Genomic DNA, 16403 nt, shown 5'->3' on the forward strand with positions numbered 1-16403 from the left:
CAGGCCATTGTGGCGGTACCGGCCCCGCCCGGACCGGGGAACCGGCTCAGTGGGTCCGGTCGCCCCGGTGCCGGACGACGGCGAGCGGGCTGTGGCAGTGGTGCAGCACGGCGTGGCTGACCGAGCCGAGCAGCAGCGCACCGAGGCTACCGCGCCCGTGCGCGCCGACCACCGTCAGCTGCGCGCCGACGGACTCCTCGACGAGCACCCGGGACGGGGTGGCGGCGGCGACCAGCTTCGGCCGTACCGTGACCTCCGGGTAGCGCTCGGACCAGCCGGCGATCGCCTCGGCCAGCACCCGCTGCTCGTCGGCGCGCAGCTCCTGCGGGTCGTACGCCAGTGGTACGACGTCGCCGAACGCCTCCCGGTAGGTCACCGGCTGCGGGTACAGCCAGGTGTGCACCACGACCAGTTCGGCGCCGCGCGCCGCGGCCTCGGCGAACGCGAACCCGACCGCCTCGTCCGACAGCGCGGAGCCGTCCACGCCGACCACCACCGGGCCGTCGGCGCGGGCCTCACCCCGGGCCACGAGCACCGGGCAGTCGGCGCGGGCGGAGAGCTGCACCGCGGCGGAGCCGACGAGCAGTTCGGCGAAGCCGCCCAGTCCCCGGTGACCCAGCACGAGCAGGGCGGCGTCGCGGCTCTCCCGCAGCAGCACCGCCACCGGCCCGCCGTCGACGACCGCACCGGTCACCGCCAGCTCCGCGTCGACCTTGCGGGCCTCGTCCACCGCCTCCTCGACCAGCTTCTCGGCCTCCTGGCGCAGCTCGATGTCGGGCAGCACCGGGGCGACCATGCCCAGCGGCGTGCCGACCAGCGGCCACAGGAAGGCGTTCACCACCCGCAGCGGCCGGTGCCGCAGCACCGCCTCGCGTGCGGCCAGCCGTACCGCGTCCAGCGCGGACGGGGAGCCGTCCACGCCCACCACGACGGGGGCACCGGTTCTGTCGGTCATCACGTCCTCCTTCGGTTCCCCCTCAGCCTGCGCCGACAGCTCCCACCTGGGCAGAGTCGATCCGCCCGGCACGGCCGGGACCATCGGCCCCTACCGGCCGGGGCGGTGGCGGGGTGGAATGGAAGCCAGTGCTCCCCTCCTGTCGACCCTGGAGGCGCGATGACCCCGCTGGAGATGCTCCGCGTCCACCCTTTCCTGGCCGGGCTGCCCGACGAGTGGCTGCCCCGGCTCACCGGTTACGCCCGTCCGGTGGTCTGGCATCCCGGGCACCGGCTGTTCCGCGCCGGCCAGCCGGCCGACCGGTTCTGGCTGGTCCGCGGCGGCCAGGTGGCGCTGGACTTCCCGGTGCCGGGCCGCGGTGACGTGGGCATCGAGACGATCGGGCCGGGCGGGGTGCTCGGCTGGTCCTGGCTGTTCCCGCCGTACCGCTGGCAGTTCGGCGCGGTCGCCACCCAGCGCAGCACCGCCGTGGAACTCGACGCCGACGGGGTACGCCGGCTGATGGAGTCCGACGACACGCTCGGCCGTCAGCTCACCACCCGGTTCATGAGCGTGGTGGTGGACCGGCTCCAGGCGTCCCGGGTCCGGCTGCTCGACCTGTACGGCTACCCGACGGCGGCGGCCAGCTAGGGCTCAGCGGTCGCGGACGACCAGCTCGTCCACCTCGAGCCGGCCGATGCGCAGCTCGCGGATCACCGCGCGGCGCACTGCCAGCCGGCCGACCACGAGTGAGCCCACCGCCACGGCGCCGAGCGCGATCGCGCCGAAGGCCAGTGCGCCGATCGCGGTCGCGCCCAGCGCCCGCGCGCCCGTCGCACCGGCACCGGTGGCCTGCGCCCCGGTCGCGGCCACCGGGCGGACACGGACGATCGGGCGCAGACGAGACATGCCCCGATCCTAGTGGCGTGACGGCGGGCCGGTCAGGTGACGGTGAGACCGCGGGCGGCGAACTGGCCGCGTACCCGGGTCAGCAGGTCGGCATCCGGCGGCTCGGTGTCCGCCAGCGGGAACGTCAGGCCCAGCTCGGCGTACTTGTGGGCGCCGAGCCGGTGGAACGGCAGCACCTCGACGCGCTGCACGGTGGCCAGCCCGGCGGCCACGTCGGCCACCCGCTCCACCTCGTCGACCGCGTCGGTCAGGCCGGGCACCAGCACGTACCGGATCCAGATCGGCGTACCCCGGTCGGCCAGCCGTTGCGCGAAGCGCAGCGTCGGCGCGAGCCGGCCGGTGCCGGTGACCCGGCGGTACGTCTGCGGGTTACCCGCCTTGACGTCGAGCAGCACCAGGTCGGTGGCGTCCAGCAGCGCGTCGTCGGCGCGGACGCCGAGGAAGCCGGACGTGTCCAGCGCGGTGTGCAGGCCGAGGTCGTCGTGGCAGCGGCGCAGCAGTTCCCGAGTGAACGCCGGTTGCAGCAGCGGCTCCCCGCCGCTCACAGTGACGCCGCCGCCCGCCACCTGGATGAACCGGCGGTAGCGGGTGGCGAGCGTGACCATCTCGTCCACCGTGCGGCGGCGGCCGCTGCGGCCGTACCAGGTGTCCGGGCTGTGGCAGTAGCGGCAGCGCAGCGGGCAGCCCGCCAGGAACACGACGAAGCGGGTGCCCGGCCCGTCCACCCCGACCGAGGTGTCCCACGAGTGCACCGCGCCCGTGACGGCACCCGGCGCCGCCGGAGTCACCTCCGGCGGCGCGGGCGGGCGGCCGGTCACAGCGACCCGTGGAAGGTCCGCGACACCACGTCGCGCTGCTGTTCCGGCGTGAGCCGGACGAAGTTCACCGCGTACCCGGAGACCCGGACGGTGAGCTGCGGGTACCGCTCCGGGTGCGCCATCGCGTCCAGCAGCGTGGCCCGGTCCAGCACGTTGACGTTGAGGTGGAACCCGCCGGCGTCGGCGTAGCCGTCGAGCACCCCGGCCAGGTTCGTGATCCGCTCGTCGCGGGTGTGGCCCAGACCGTCCGGCGTGACGGTGCCGGTCAGCGAGATGCCGTCGCGGGCCGCGTCGTACGGCAGCTTCGCCACCGACAGCGCCGACGCGACCAGGCCGTGCGTGTCCCGCCCGTTCATCGGGTTCGCCCCGGGCGCGAACGGCTCACCGGCGCGCCGGCCGTCCGGCGTGTTGCCGGTGTGCTTGCCGTACACCACGTTCGAGGTGATGGTGAGCACCGACATGGTCAGCTCCGCGTCACGGTACGTGCGCTGCCGGCGCAGCTTCTCCGCGAACGTCTCGACCAGCCACACCGCGATCTCGTCGGCCCGGTCGTCGTCGTTGCCGTAGGTCGGGAACTCGCCCTCGACGGCGAAGTCGACGGCCAGGCCGGTGGCGTCGCGCAGCACCTTCACCCGGCCGTACCGGATGGCCGCCAGGCTGTCCACGGCGACCGACAGGCCGGCGATGCCGGTGGCCATGAACCGGCGCACCGGGTGGTCGTGCAGCGCCATCTCCAGCCGCTCGTACGCGTACCTGTCGTGCTGGTGGTGGATCACGTTCAGCGCGTCCACGTACGTCTCGGCGAGCCAGTCCAGCGTCCGGTCGTACGCGGCCAGCACCTCGTCGTAGTCGAGCGTCTCGCCGCCCACCGGCGCGGCCGGCGGGGCCACCTGCGTGCCGGTCAGCTCGTCCCGGCCGCCGTTGATCGCGTACAGCAGCGCCTTCGCCAGGTTCGCCCGGGCGCCGAAGAACTGCATGTCCCGGCCGACCCGCATGGCCGACACGCAGCAGGCGATAGCGGTGTCGTCGTCGAACGCCGGGCGGATCAGCTCGTCGTTCTCGTACTGGATGGCGCTGGTGTCCAGCGACACCTGGGCGCAGAACCGCTTGAACCCCTCGGGCAGCCGCGGCGACCAGAGCACCGTCAGGTTCGGCTCCGGCGCCGGGCCGAGGTTGTAGAGCGTCTGAAGGTAGCGGAACGCGGTGCGGGTGACCAGCGGCCGTCCGTCCGCCCCCATCCCGCCGAGCGACTCGGTGACCCAGGTCGGGTCGCCGGAGAACAGCTGGTCGTACTCGGGGGTGCGCAGGAAGCGGATGATCCGCAGCTTGATCACGAAATCGTCGATCAGCTCCTGCGCGCCGCTCTCGTCCAGCCGTCCCTCGGCGATGTCCCGCCGCAGGTACGCGTCGACGAACCCGGCGGTGCGCCCGAGCGACATCGCGGCGCCGTTCTGCTCCTTCGTGGCCGCCAGGTAGGCGAAGTAGAGCCACTGGATCGCCTGCGCGCCGGTGGCGGCCGGGCGGGAGATGTCGAAGCCGTACGAGGCGGCCATCTCCCGCAGCTCACCGAGCGCGCGGATCTGCTCGGCCAGTTCCTCCCGGTCGCGGATCACGTCGTCGGTGCTGCGCCGCTCGTCCAGCGCCGCCTTGAGCGCGCGGCGCTCCTCGACCAGCCGGTCCACGCCGTACAGCGCCACCCGGCGGTAGTCGCCGATGATCCGCCCGCGCCCGTACGCGTCGGGAAGTCCGGTGATGACGTGCGAGCGCCGCGCCGCCAGCACACTCTCCGGGTACGCGTCGAAGACCGCGTCGTTGTGGGTGCGGCGGTACCGGGTGAAGATCTCGTGCACGCGCGGGTCCGGTTCGCGCCCGTACGCCCGCAGCGCCGTCTCCACCATCCGCAGCCCGCCGGCCGGCATGATCGCCCGCCGCAGCGGCGCGTCGGTCTGCAACCCGACGATCAGCTCCCGCTCCCGGTCGATGTACCCGGGTGCGTGCGAGGTGATCGTCGACGGGGTGGCCGCGTCGACGTCGTACACGCCGCGCCGCCGCTCCTCCGGGAACATCTCCCGCAGCCGGTCCCACACGGCGAGCGTGCGCGGCGTCGGCCCGGCGAGGAACGACGCGTCCCCGGTGTACGGCTCGTGGTTGTGGCGGACGAAGTCGGCCACGTCGATCGTTTCCTGCCACGCTCCGGCGTGGAATCCGCGCCAGGGGGCCAGGGGTTCGGTGGCGGTCATGTCGGTCCCTCTCCGGGCGTCGGCGGTGGCCCGGTCCCCGCGGGGTGCGGGGACCGGGGCGGGGGTCAGGGCTGGAGCACGAGCCGGGCGGCGACCCGGCCGGCGAGGACGTCGTCCACCGCGTCGTTGATGTCGTCCAGCTTGCGGGTCTCGTAGACGACCCGGGTACGGCCGGCGGCGTGCAGCGCGAAGACCTCGGCCAGGTCGGCGCGGGTGCCGACGATCGAGCCGAGCACCGTGATGCCCTTGAGCACCGTCTCGAAGACGGGCAGGGTGATCGCGTTGTCGGCGGGCAGGGACACCAGCACCAGCCGGCCGCCGCGCCGCAGCGAGCGGTGGGCCTGCTCGATCACCCGAGGGCTGGCCGCGAGCACGATCGCCACGTCCACGCCGCCCAGCGCGGTGATCCGCTCGACCGGGTCGGTGGTGGCGGCGTCGACGGTGTGCGCGGCCCCCAGCGAGGTGGCCAGTTCCAGCTTCTCGGCGGTCACGTCCACCGCCACCGTCTCGGCGCCGAAGATCTGCGCGTACTGCTGGGCGAGGTGACCCAGGCCGCCGATGCCGAAGATCGCGACCCGCTCGCCCGGCCGCACCCCGGCGACCTTGACGGCCTTGTACGTGGTGACGCCCGCGCAGGTCAGCGGCGCGGCCTCGAACGGGTCCACGGCGTCGGGCACGCGTACCGCGTAGCGGGCCGAGGCCACCGCGTACTCGGCGTGCGCGCCGTCGATGCTGTAGCCGGTGTTGCGCTGCGACTCGCACAGCGTCTCCCAGCCGGTCACGCAGTACGCGCAGGTGCCGCAGGCCCAGCCGAGCCAGGGCAGCGCGACGCGGTCGCCGACGGCGTGCTCGGTGACGCCGGGGCCGACCCGCTCGACCAGGCCGACGCCCTCGTGTCCGGGGACGAACGGCGGGGTGGGCTTCACCGGCCACTCGCCGCGGGCGGCGTGGATGTCGGTGTGGCAGAGTCCGCTGGCTTCGATGCGGACCAGGATCTCGCCCGGGCCGACCTCCGGCACGGGACGCTCGGTGATCTCCATCGGACGGTCGAACGCGGTGACGACACTGGCGCGCATCGGGGGCCTCCTTCTCTCGTTCTCCCCCTCAGCGTCGTCCGTCCGGGAGCGTCCCGGCAGGGGCGCAGGACCGCGGTGACCCGGGACCAACGGCCCCTCCCGTGCGGCCCGGGGAACGGCGGTACGGCCGCCGGTGACGTACCGGCGGCCGTACCCCTGGGGTGCTCAGCGGTCGACGACCAGGCGGCGGGCCCGCAGCAGGCGCGCCCACCAGGGCCTGTGGTCCGGGCGCAGCCGCGGCGCCGGCACGCCGCGCAGGCTGACCCATCCGCCCGGCCCCATGGTGACGGCGCCGACCGACGGCGGGCGGCGCCGCGACCAGACTGCCACGGCGGCGGTGAGCGAGGCGACCGCGAACGCGCCGGTGGCGGCGGCGACCAACTGGTCGGGTTCGACCACACGCCGGTAGCGGACCCGGCCGCCGGCCGCGACGAACACGCCGACCGGGCGGCCGTCGCGGTTCACCGGCACCAGCGCGGCGTCTCCGGGCAGCTCCAGCACCGGGCCGACCGGCCCAGTCGGCGTCGCGGCCGGGGTGGGGACCGGCGTCGCGGCCGGTGGCGGCGCGGGCCGGGGGAGCGGCGTGACAGCCGGTCCGGTCGGGTTGAAGATGGCGGTCATGGTGCTGCCCTCCTAGCGGGAGTCGGACTTCTCGGTGCGGGCCTCGACAGCGGCCCGGCCGGCGGCCAGCCGCGCCACCGGCACCCGGTACGGCGAGCAGGAGACGTAGTCGAGCCCGGCGTCGGCGAAGAACCCGATCGACTCCGGGTCGCCACCGTGCTCACCGCAGACGCCGACGGTCAGGTCCGGCCGGGCCGCCCGCCCCTCGGCGACGGCGAGGCGGACCAGCCGGCCCACGCCGGTGGCGTCGATGCTCTCGAACGGCGACACCGGGAAGATCCCCCGCTCCAGGTACGTGGAGAAGAACGCCCCCTCCACGTCGTCCCGGGAGAACGCCCAGGTCATCTGCGTCAGGTCGTTGGTGCCGAAGGAGAAGAAGTGCGCCTCGGCGGCGATGTCCCCGGCGGTCAGCGCCGCCCGGGGCGTCTCGATCATGGTGCCGACCGGGATGGCCGGTGCATCAGGCACCTCGGCCAGCACCCGCCGAGCCTCGTCCGCCACCGCGGCGAGTTCCCGCACGTCACCGACAAGCGGCACCATGATCTCCGGGCGTGGGTCACCGCCGGCCCGGACCCGCTGCGCGGCCGCCTCGGCCAGCGCCCGCACCTGCATCGCGAACAGGCCCGGCACCACCAGTCCGAGCCGTACGCCGCGCAGCCCCAGCATCGGGTTCGTTTCGTGCATCCGGCGCACCGCCGCCAGCAGCACGCCGTCGTGGCCCGGTTCCTCGCCGCGTGCCTGCGCGCCCGCCACCCGGGCGGTCAGCTCGGCGAGCGGAGGCAGGAACTCGTGCAGCGGCGGGTCGAGGAGCCGGACGGTGACCGGCAGCCCATCCATCGCGGTGAGCAGCCCGAGGAAGTCGGCCCGCTGCAACGGCAGCAGCTCGTCCAGCGCCGCGCCGACCTCGGCCGGGCCCTCGGCCAGGATCAGCCGCTCGACCAGTTCCCGGCGCTCGCCGAGGAACATGTGCTCGGTGCGGCACAGCCCGATCCCGGCGGCGCCGAGTTCACGGGCCCGGCGGGCGTCGTCGGGCGTGTCCGCGTTGGCGCGGACGCCGAGCGTGCGCACCGCGTCGGCGTGCCCGAGCAGCCGGTGCACGGCGGCGACCAGCGGGTCCGCCTCCGGCCGCAGCTCACCGGTCAGGTAGCGGGCCACCGGCGACGGCTGCACCGGCACCTCGCCGAGCCAGATCCGCCCGCTGGTGCCGTCGATCGAGATCACGTCGCCGGCGCGCACCACCTGCTCGCCGGCGGTGAACTCGCCGCGCTCGACGTCGATGCCCAGCGCCTCGGCGCCGCAGACGCAGGTCCGACCCATGCCCCGGGCCACCACCGCCGCGTGCGAGGTCTTCCCGCCGCGCGAGGTGAGCACCCCGGCCGCGGCGATCATGCCGGGCAGGTCGTCCGGGTTGGTCTCCGGGCGGACCAGGATCACCGGTCCGTCGGCCGCCGCCGCTGCGGCCGAGTCGAACACCACCCGCCCGACCGCGGCGCCGGGCGAGGCGCCGACGCCGACCGCGAGCGGCTCGGGCGCGCCGGCGGCGTCGAAGGCCGGGAACATCAGCTGGGCGAGCTGCGCCCCGCTGACCCGGGTGAGCGCCTCGTCCGCGGTGATCAGGCCCTCCTCGGCCAGCTGCGCGGCGATCACGAACGCCGCCGCCGCGGTGCGCTTGCCGACCCGGGTCTGCAGCATCCACAGCCGGCCGCGCTCGATGGTGAACTCCACGTCGCACAGGTCGCGGTAGTGCCGCTCCAGCGTCGCCATGATCTCCCGCAGCCGGTGGAAGCTCGCCGGGTCCAGCCGCTCCAGCTCGGTCAGCGGCACCGTGTTGCGGATGCCCGCCACCACGTCCTCGCCCTGCGCGTCGGTCAGGTAGTCGCCGTACACACCGGGGGCGCCGGTGGCCGGGTCGCGGGTGAACGCCACCCCGGTGCCGGAGTCCGGGCCGAGGTTGCCGAACACCATCGCCATCACGTTGACGGCGGTGCCCAGGTCGTCCGGGATGCGCTCCTGCCGCCGGTAGATCCGGGCCCGCTCCGAGTGCCAGGACTCGAACACCGCGCGCACGGCCAGGAACAGCTGCTCGTGCGGGGCCTGCGGGAAGTCGTGCCCGACGTGCCGGACGAAGATCTTCTTGTACGTCTCGACCAGGTCGCGCAACTGCCCGGCGCCCGGCCCGTCCGGCCCGGCGGTGGCGCGCAGCGCGGCCAGCTCGTGCTCGAACTCGTCGGCCGGGATGCCGTGCACCGTCCGGCCGAACATCTGGATCAGCCGCCGGTACGAGTCCCAGGCGAACCGCTCGTCACCGGTGCGGGCGGCCAGCCCGGCCACCGTGGTGTCGTTGAGCCCGATGTCGAGGATCGTCTCCATCATCCCCGGCATCGAGTACCGCCCGCCGGAGCGCACCGCCAGCAGCAGCGGGTCACTCGGGTCGCCCAGCCACCTGTCCAGCCGCGCCTCCACCTCCCGCAGGTGCGCGTTGATCTCCTCGTACAGGCCGTCCGGCGGCGCGCCGGTGGCCAGGTACGCCCGGCACGCGTCGGTGGTCACGGTGAACCCGGGCGGCACCGGCAACCCGAGCCGGGTCATCTCGGCGAGGTTCGCGCCCTTGCCGCCGAGCAGGTCGGCCCGGCTGCGGTCACCCTCGATGAAGTCGTAGACGTACTTCGACATGGTCCGGCCTCCTCGACTGCGTCGTTCCACCTCCTTGGTAGCCGGGCCGGACGGCGGCGCGGCAGGGCCGGACGGGACACACACCGGGCCGGAGGTCCCGAGAGTGTCGGTGAGGCCGCGTATCGTCCCGGCCGTGACCAACGAGGTGCTGCTCCGCCCGGTGCGCGACGACGACCTGCCCGCCTTCTTCGCCCACGAGCAGGACCCGCAGGCGAACTGGATGGCCGCGTTCGGCCCGAAGGACCCGTCCGACCGGGCCGCGTTCGACGCGCACTGGGCCCGCATCCGCGCCGACGCGCGCATCGTCAACCGCGCGGTCACCGTCGACGGCCGCCTGGTCGGGCGGGTCGCCGCGTTCCCGGTCGGCGAGCAGACCGAGGTCAGCTACTGGATCGACGCGGCGCACTGGGGGCGCGGCCACGCCACCGCCGCGCTGCGCGCGCTGCTGCGCGAGGTGCCGCACCGGCCGCTGCACGCCCGCGCCGCGAAGGACAACGCCGCCTCGCTCGCGGTGCTGCGCAAGTGCGGGTTCGTCGTGGTCGGCGAGGACTCCGGGTACGCCCCGTCGCGCGGCACCGAGGTCGAGGAGTACGTGCTGGAGCTGCCCGCCGAGGGGTCTGACCAGGCAGACCGCTAGTCTCCCCGGGTGAACTGGCTGGAACTCGTCGGCTGGGCCGGCTCCGCGCTGCTGGTCTGGTCTCTGCTGCAGACCCGGATCCTGCGGCTGCGCGCGCTCAACCTGGTCGGCTGCCTCATCCTGATCGGCTACAACACCGCGGTGCAGGTCTGGCCGATGGTCGGGCTGAACGTGGTGCTCGCCGTGATCAACGTGTGGTACCTGCGCAAACTGCTGACCACCCGGCACGACGAGCAGACCTACCAGGTGGTCGAGGTGGGCACCGGCGACGCGTTCCTGGCGCACACGCTGCGGGTGCACGCCGCCGACATCGCCCGGTTCAACCCCGGCTTCCACTGGGACCCGGCCGCCGCCGACCGCTCGGCGTTCCTGGTGGTACGCGCCGACGAGGTGGTCGGCGTGATGCTCTCGCACGCCGAACCGGGCGGCGTGGCCCAGGTCGACCTGGACTACGTGACCCCGCCGTTCCGTGACTTCACCCCGGGGGAGTTCGTCTACCGGCGCAGCCGGCTGTTCACCGACCGGGGTTTCCGCCGGGTGGTCAGCCCGCCCGGCATGATCGCCCCCTACTACCACCGGCTCGGGTTCCGCCCCGAGGACGGCGCGTACGTGCTCGACCTGCCGGTTCCCGCCACGCACGGGTGAAAGCGGGCACCCGCCGCCCGACGCTCAGTGATCGCACAGGATTCAGGCGCGGGCCCGCGGGGCAACAGAGGGCCACGCCGACCGGATCTACCGGCCGGCGAGTCGGCCATCGGCCGACCCGGATCGGGCCGAGGGAGATAACCGGTCGTGCAGAGCTACTGGAGCCAGCTTGCCCTGGTCGGTGTGCTGGTGATCCTCAACGCGGTGTTCGCCGGCAGCGAGATGGCATTGGTGTCCCTGCGCGACAGCCAGGTGCAGCGGCTGGAGCGCAGCAGCCGTGGCGGACGGACCCTCGCCCGTCTCGCGAAGGACCCGAACCGGTTCCTGGCCACGATCCAGATCGGCATCACGCTCGCCGGGTTCCTGGCGTCCGCCGCCGCCGCGGTGTCCCTGGCCCGGCCGCTCGTCCCGCTGCTGGGCGTCTTCGGCAACGCCGCCGAGACCGTCGCCATCGTCGCGGTCACGCTGGTGCTCACGTTCGTCACGCTCGTCTTCGGTGAGCTGGCACCGAAGCGGATCGCCATGCAGTCGGCCGAGCGGTGGGCGCTGCTGGTGGCCCGCCCGCTGGACGTGCTGTCCAGCATCACCCGGCCCGCCGTCTGGCTGCTGGGCGCCACCACCGACCTGGTGGTACGCCTGTTCGGTCTGGACCCGAAGGCCGAGCCGGACGAGATCGGCCCGGACGAACTGCGCGACATCGTGGCCGGCAACCACGGCTTCACCAAGGAACAGCGCACGATCATCGCCGGCGCGGTGGAGATCGCCGACCGGCAGTTGCGGGCGGTGCTCGTACCCCGGTTGCAGGTCTTCACGCTCGACAGCGGCACCACCGCGGAGGCCGCGCGGCTCGTCCTGGCGGCGACCGGCCACTCCCGGGCGCCGGTGGTCCGCCACGGCGGCCTGGACGAGGCGGTGGGCGTGATCCACCTGCGGGACCTGGTCGGCGTCTCCGACGACCGGCTGGTCGACGAGATCGCCCGCCCGCCGATGCTGCTGCCCGACTCGCTGCCGGTGGTCGACGCGCTGCGCCAGTTCAAGGCCGAGCGCCAGCACATCGCGCTCGTTGTCGACGAGCGCGGCGCGGTCGACGGGATCGTGACGCTGGAGGACATCCTGGAGGAGATCGTCGGCGAGATCTACGACGAGACCGACCGGGACCTGCGCGCCGTGCGCACCGAGGCCGACGGCACGCTGGTGCTGCCCGGCACGTTCCCGGTGCACGACCTGACCGACCTCGGCGTGGAGCTGCCGAACCGGCCGGCCGGCGACTACACCACCGTCGCCGGGCTGGTGCTGATCTGCCTCGGGCACATCCCGACGGTGGCGGGGGAGCAGGTCACCGTGGACGGCTGGGAGCTGTCCGTGGCCGGCGTCGACCAGCGGGCCATCACCGAGGTGCACGTGCGCCGCCACCGCCGCGGCGAGCACTCGGCGGACGACGGCGCGGCGACCGGCAGCCCGGACGGCGACGCGGCCGACCCGGCCGACGCCCCCGAACTCGACGACGCCCGCCGCTGACCGGCACCGGGCAGTCGCCTCACCGGCGTCCGCCGCCCGGTTCAGCGGCCTGCGGCCGGCGGGCCGAACGGGAAACCGGGCACCGGCGGAATCAGCTGCACCGCGTCGGCGGGCAGCTGACGGGTGCTCCGCCCGGCCAGCCGGGCCACCACCCGCAGCAGCCACGGCCCGGACGGGTGCAGCTCGGGGCCGATCATCCGGCTGATCACCCGGGTCCACCAGTGCCCGGCGACGATCACGTCGGTGATCCGCAGCCGGTCCGGCGGCCACCCGCCGCGCACCACCACGTCCACCACCCGGCCCAGCCGCCGCCCGTGCAGGTCGTACGCGGTGCGGCCGAGCAGCTCACCCGCTCGCACGGCCGGACCCCGGGATGCGCTCGATCAGGTGCCGGCGCAGCCACGCCTCCACCGGTGACGGCGGCAGGTCCGCCGCCGGGCAGCGCAACCGCACCGCGCTGTCCACCCGGGCGACCTGCGACAGCGGTACGCGCAACGGCGGCACCGGCGGGTCATCGGTGAACCGGTCCGCCACCGCCACCAGCAGCCGCCCGACCCGCCCGCCGATCCGCTGCCCGAGCGCGCCCTGCCCGGTGAGCAGGCAGTCCACGTACGGATAGCCCGCGTCGTCCACGGCGAACGCGATGTCGTCGACCCGCCCGACCAGCCGCCCGTCCACGTCGACGATCTGCCGGTCGAGCAGCCGCTTGGCGAGCTGAACCCTCATCGCCCCATCCCCGTCATGATCGCCAGTGGGATCGCCGCCACCGACGCCGCGACGATGAGCAGCAGGAACACCGCGCCGAGCAGGTTCATCCACCGCCCGTTGACCCGGTCGCCGAGATACCCGCGGTCGTTGGCGACCACCAGGATCGGCAGGTACGTCAGCGGCAGCACCACAGCGCTCAGCACCAGCATGTACTCGGTCAGCCGCACCGGGTCCACCGTCGTCATCAGCATCACCACGCCGAGCAGCAGACCGACGAGCAGCACGCTGTGGAACCGGGCCGCCTCCCGCGGGCGGACCCGCTTGCCCCACTGCCACCCGAAGTACTGCGCCGCCGCGTACGCCGCCGACAGCCCGGTCTCCAGCGCCGCGCCGAACGTCACCGCGAAGAACGCCAGCACCGCGGCGGCCAGGCCGGCGCCGCCGAGCGCCGTCGCCACCGGCCGCGCCACCTCGTCGAGCGTACTGAGCGACGCCTCCGACGGGTGGTAGGCCACCGTCGCCACGGCGACCAGCGACAACGCCAGGAACCCGCCCACCGGGAAGCCGATCAGCACGTTCGAGCGGGCCCGCGCCAGGTCCGCCGCGCCCCATCGCTCCTCGACGCCGCCGGAGGAGAAGAAGAACACCTCGTACGGGCTCACAGTCGAGGCGAACAACGCCACCGCCACGAACCAGTACAGCGGCCAGCCGTGCCCGGACGCGCTGACCTGCCACACGCCCTGCCCGAGTTGCGGCCAGTCGGTCGGCAGCGCCACCAGCGCGACCGCGAACACCAGCAGCGCCAGCCCGGCCAGGCCGAAGATCCGTTCCATCAGCTCGAACCGCAACCGCCACAGCACCAGCCAGACCGCCAGCGCGGCGAGCGGCACCCAGAACAGGTGGCTCAGCCGGGTCGCCAGTTGCAGCGCCAGCGCCACCCCGCCCAGCTCCGCGGCGAGCGTGACCACAGTGACCAGCCACGACGCGACCAGGTTCAGCAGCGCCACGCGCGGCCCGAGCCGCTCCCGGACCAGGTCGAAAACCGCCCGTCCGCTCACCGCCGCGATCCGGCCGGCCATTTCCGCGTACGCGCAGATGCCGACCACGCCGACCAGCAGCACCCAGGTGTGGGCCATGCCGAACAGCGCGCCGGCCTGACTGGCCGCCACCAGGTCACCGATGTCGACGAAGCCGCCGACGGCCGACAGCACGCCGAGCGTGGCGGCGAACAGCTTCCTCACGTCGGGTCGGGAGCGGACGATCTCACCGAGGCGACGATATCGGCGTCAGTGCCCGGTTTTGGGCGAATGCGTCAGGAGGCGGTCAGGTTCTGCAGCCGTACCTGACCGCGCGCCACCAGCCGGCTGTCGGCGTCGGTGATCTCCACGAGCCAGAGCTGCTGGCTGCGGCCCCGGTGCACCGGCGTGCCGACAGCGGTCAGCTCGCCGTCGCGCACCGCGCGCAGGAAGTCGGTCTGGTTCGACACCCCGACGACGTTGCCCTTGTCGCCCAGCCAGAGCGCGCCGCCGATGCTCGCCGCCGTCTCCACCACCGAGCAGTAGACGCCGCCGTGCTGGATCCCGTACGGCTGGTGCAGCTCCGGGCGCACCTTCCAGCGGATCACCACCCGGTCCCCGCTGACCTCGTCGAACGTCAGGCCCAGCAGGGCCACGAAGCCACCGGTCAGGTTCGGCATGTCCACCGCGGTTCCTCCTCGCGTTCGACGGAGCCGCCAGCCTAGTCGGCCGTACCTCGGCAAACCCGGTACGGGCCGGGCCCGGTGATGGGGGAGAATCGGTGACCGTGACCGACAGCAACCTCCCGCAGGGGCGGGACTCCCTGACCGACGACCTGCTGTGGCGGGGCCTGATCCAGGACTCGACCGGCCTCGACGAACTGCGCGAGCTGCTCGACGGCGGGAGCACCACCTTCTACGTGGGCTTCGACCCCACCGCGCCGAGCCTGCACATCGGCAACCTGATGCAGGTCGTCATGGCCCGCCGGCTCCAGCAGGCCGGGCACCGTCCGCTGCTGCTCGTCGGTGGCGCCACCGGGCAGATCGGCGACCCGAAGGAGAGCGCGGAGCGGACGCTGAACCCGCCCGAGGTGATCGCCGGCTGGGTGGAGCGCATCCGCGAGCAGCTCTCGCCGTTCGTCACGTACACCGGGGAGAACGCGGCGCAACTCGTCAACAACCTGGACTGGACCGGCGAGATGTCGGTGGTCGAGTTCCTCCGGGACGTCGGCAAGCACTTCCCGGTGAACAAGATGCTCGCCCGCGAGGTGGTCAAGGCGCGGCTGGAGACGGGCATCAGCTACACCGAGTTCAGCTACCAGCTCCTCCAGGCGAACGACTACTTCGAGCTGCACCGCCGGCACGGCTGCCGGCTCCAGTACGGCGGCTCCGACCAGTGGGGCAACATCACCGCCGGGGTGGACTACATCCGGCGGCGCGGCGCCGGGCCGGTGGAGGCGTTCACCACGCCGCTGGTGACCAAGGCCGACGGCACCAAGTTCGGCAAGAGCGAGACCGGCACGGTCTGGCTCGACCCGCAGATGACCAGCCCGTACGCGTTCTACCAGTTCTGGGTCAACGCCGACGACCGCGACGTCAGCCGCTACCTGCGGTACTTCAGCTTCCGCTCCCGTGAGGAGCTGGAGGAGCTGGAGAAGGCGACAGCGGAACGCCCGCAGGCGCGCCTGGCCCAGCGGGCGCTCGCCGAGGAGCTCACCACGCTGGTGCACGGTGAGCGGGAGATGGCCCAGGCGGTGGCCGCGAGCCAGGCGCTGTTCGGGCGCGGCTCGCTCGACGAGCTGGCCCCGGAGACGCTGCGCGCCGCGCTGACCGAGGCCGGCCTGGTGCACCTCGACGAGCTGCCGGACGTGGCCGGCCTGCTCAAGGAGTCGGGCCTGGTGCCGAGCATGAAGGAGGCACGGCGGGTCATCGCCGAAGGCGGCGCGTACGTCAACAACACGCGAATCTCCGAGGTGGACGCCACCGTGTCGGCGGACGACCTGCTGCACGGCCGCTACCTCGTCCTGCGCCGGGGCAAGCGCTCGTTCGCGGGCGTCGAGCTGCGCGGATAGCTGCCTGTCGACTGTGTGACGCGGGACGCGCCCAGCGGATTTGACGATCACTCCGCTGGGCGCGTAACTTTCTCTCTGCCAGCGCGGAACGGACGAAACAGGGCGAAAGGCCTGGAAGGCCGGAGCGCAGGACCTGAGAACCGGGTGGTGCCCCGGATTCGCCGGGAGGCGGATTTGGCGAGGCGGAACCGACCGGGTAAGGTTGTCGGCCGGTAGGGAAACGGACGAGCCAGCGGGAAACCGCGGGCGGCCGGCCTACCGAATTCCTCGGAACGACCGGCGGAAGCCGGTTGAATCGGGGTGCCCGGTAAAAGGGTGATGCGCGAAAAACCGGTAGACACCGATTTGACGCCGCAGAAACCACCGGGTAACGTAGTAGAAGTGCCCGGCGCGAGAGCGGCGGGTGAAACGAACGAAATACCCCGGTCGGGGTTCCACGGTGTGGGGCTTCTGGTTGGTGTGTGGTTGTTCTTTGAGAACTCAACAGGGTGCTTGTAAAGCCAGTGCCAATTGTTTTATACCCCGGACTGGTGGCTG

The 16403-nt window shown here is 73.4% G+C and carries 16 protein-coding genes; 5 read left to right on the forward strand and 11 right to left on the reverse strand.

Annotated features, from left to right (window positions below; genetic code table 11):
• Positions 1 to 46: 46 nt before the first annotated feature.
• Positions 47 to 955 (reverse strand): universal stress protein, encoded by a 909-nt coding sequence (locus AC2CHG_RS06405; RefSeq protein ID WP_262015692.1) that lies wholly within the window; start codon positions 953 to 955, stop codon positions 47 to 49.
• 159 nt (positions 956 to 1114) lie between these two features.
• Between AC2CHG_RS06405 and AC2CHG_RS06410 the strand changes: the two genes are divergently transcribed.
• A complete protein-coding gene (locus AC2CHG_RS06410; RefSeq protein ID WP_013285560.1) occupies positions 1115 to 1585 on the forward strand; it encodes a cyclic nucleotide-binding domain-containing protein in 471 nt (156 codons plus the stop codon).
• A gap of 3 nt (positions 1586 to 1588) precedes the next feature.
• Here the strand turns inward: AC2CHG_RS06410 and AC2CHG_RS06415 are convergent, their stop codons facing one another.
• The 6 genes from AC2CHG_RS06415 to ppdK form a co-directional block, all read right to left on the reverse strand.
• Positions 1589 to 1843 (reverse strand): hypothetical protein, encoded by a 255-nt coding sequence (locus tag AC2CHG_RS06415; protein ID WP_262015691.1) that lies wholly within the window; start codon positions 1841 to 1843, stop codon positions 1589 to 1591.
• A gap of 32 nt (positions 1844 to 1875) precedes the next feature.
• Positions 1876 to 2661 carry a pyruvate formate-lyase-activating protein gene (pflA, locus tag AC2CHG_RS06420; RefSeq protein WP_262015690.1) on the reverse strand — a complete coding sequence of 262 codons (786 nt, stop codon included), beginning with the start codon at positions 2659 to 2661 and terminating at the stop codon, positions 1876 to 1878.
• Positions 2658 to 4901, reverse strand: coding sequence for a formate C-acetyltransferase (gene pflB / locus AC2CHG_RS06425; protein WP_262015689.1), 2244 nt, complete (start codon positions 4899 to 4901; stop codon positions 2658 to 2660). The genes pflA and pflB overlap by 4 nt, the downstream gene beginning before the upstream one ends.
• A 65-nt stretch (positions 4902 to 4966) precedes the next feature.
• Positions 4967 to 5977, reverse strand: a complete 1011-nt coding sequence (gene adhP / locus AC2CHG_RS06430; RefSeq protein ID WP_262015688.1) for an alcohol dehydrogenase AdhP — start codon at positions 5975 to 5977, stop codon at positions 4967 to 4969.
• Positions 5978 to 6142: 165 nt separating this feature from the next.
• Positions 6143 to 6598: a hypothetical protein gene (locus tag AC2CHG_RS06435; RefSeq protein WP_355509930.1), complete on the reverse strand. Its 456-nt coding sequence runs from the start codon at positions 6596 to 6598 to the stop codon at positions 6143 to 6145.
• 12 nt (positions 6599 to 6610) lie between these two features.
• Positions 6611 to 9271 carry a pyruvate, phosphate dikinase gene (gene ppdK / locus AC2CHG_RS06440; protein WP_484524357.1) on the reverse strand — a complete coding sequence of 887 codons (2661 nt, stop codon included), beginning with the start codon at positions 9269 to 9271 and terminating at the stop codon, positions 6611 to 6613.
• A gap of 133 nt (positions 9272 to 9404) precedes the next feature.
• On the opposite strand from ppdK, the gene AC2CHG_RS06445 reads away from it, so the two are divergent.
• The 3 genes from AC2CHG_RS06445 to AC2CHG_RS06455 all read left to right on the forward strand — a co-directional run bounded on the left by AC2CHG_RS06445 (position 9405) and on the right by AC2CHG_RS06455 (position 12071).
• A complete protein-coding gene (locus AC2CHG_RS06445) occupies positions 9405 to 9908 on the forward strand; it encodes a GNAT family N-acetyltransferase (protein ID WP_402808540.1) in 504 nt (167 codons plus the stop codon).
• A 9-nt stretch (positions 9909 to 9917) separates the two neighbouring features.
• Positions 9918 to 10553, forward strand: a complete 636-nt coding sequence (locus tag AC2CHG_RS06450; protein WP_366626254.1) for a hypothetical protein — start codon at positions 9918 to 9920, stop codon at positions 10551 to 10553.
• A 147-nt stretch (positions 10554 to 10700) separates the two neighbouring features.
• Positions 10701 to 12071 (forward strand): hemolysin family protein, encoded by a 1371-nt coding sequence (locus AC2CHG_RS06455; RefSeq protein WP_484524358.1) that lies wholly within the window; start codon positions 10701 to 10703, stop codon positions 12069 to 12071.
• A 41-nt stretch (positions 12072 to 12112) separates the two neighbouring features.
• On the opposite strand, the gene AC2CHG_RS06460 is transcribed toward AC2CHG_RS06455, so the two are convergent.
• The 4 genes from AC2CHG_RS06460 to AC2CHG_RS06475 form a co-directional block, all read right to left on the reverse strand.
• A complete protein-coding gene (locus tag AC2CHG_RS06460; protein ID WP_484524359.1) occupies positions 12113 to 12430 on the reverse strand; it encodes a PRC-barrel domain containing protein in 318 nt (105 codons plus the stop codon).
• Entirely contained in the window at positions 12417 to 12797 is a 381-nt protein-coding gene (locus AC2CHG_RS06465) for a hypothetical protein (RefSeq protein WP_262015683.1), read from the reverse strand. The genes AC2CHG_RS06460 and AC2CHG_RS06465 overlap by 14 nt, the downstream gene beginning before the upstream one ends.
• The gene (locus AC2CHG_RS06470; RefSeq protein WP_262015682.1) at positions 12794 to 14020 is read right to left on the reverse strand and encodes an NRAMP family divalent metal transporter; all 1227 of its coding nucleotides are present in this window, start codon (positions 14018 to 14020) and stop codon (positions 12794 to 12796) included. Before AC2CHG_RS06470 ends, AC2CHG_RS06465 begins: the two co-directional genes overlap by 4 nt.
• Positions 14021 to 14091: 71 nt before the next feature.
• A complete protein-coding gene (locus AC2CHG_RS06475) occupies positions 14092 to 14475 on the reverse strand; it encodes a PaaI family thioesterase (RefSeq protein ID WP_262015739.1) in 384 nt (127 codons plus the stop codon).
• 107 nt (positions 14476 to 14582) lie between these two features.
• Between AC2CHG_RS06475 and tyrS the strand changes: the two genes are divergently transcribed.
• Positions 14583 to 15866: a tyrosine--tRNA ligase gene (gene tyrS / locus AC2CHG_RS06480; protein WP_262015738.1), complete on the forward strand. Its 1284-nt coding sequence runs from the start codon at positions 14583 to 14585 to the stop codon at positions 15864 to 15866.
• Positions 15867 to 16403: the final 537 nt, after the last annotated feature.

The sequence above is a fragment of the Micromonospora sp. ATLC20 genome, from assembly GCF_057196585.1.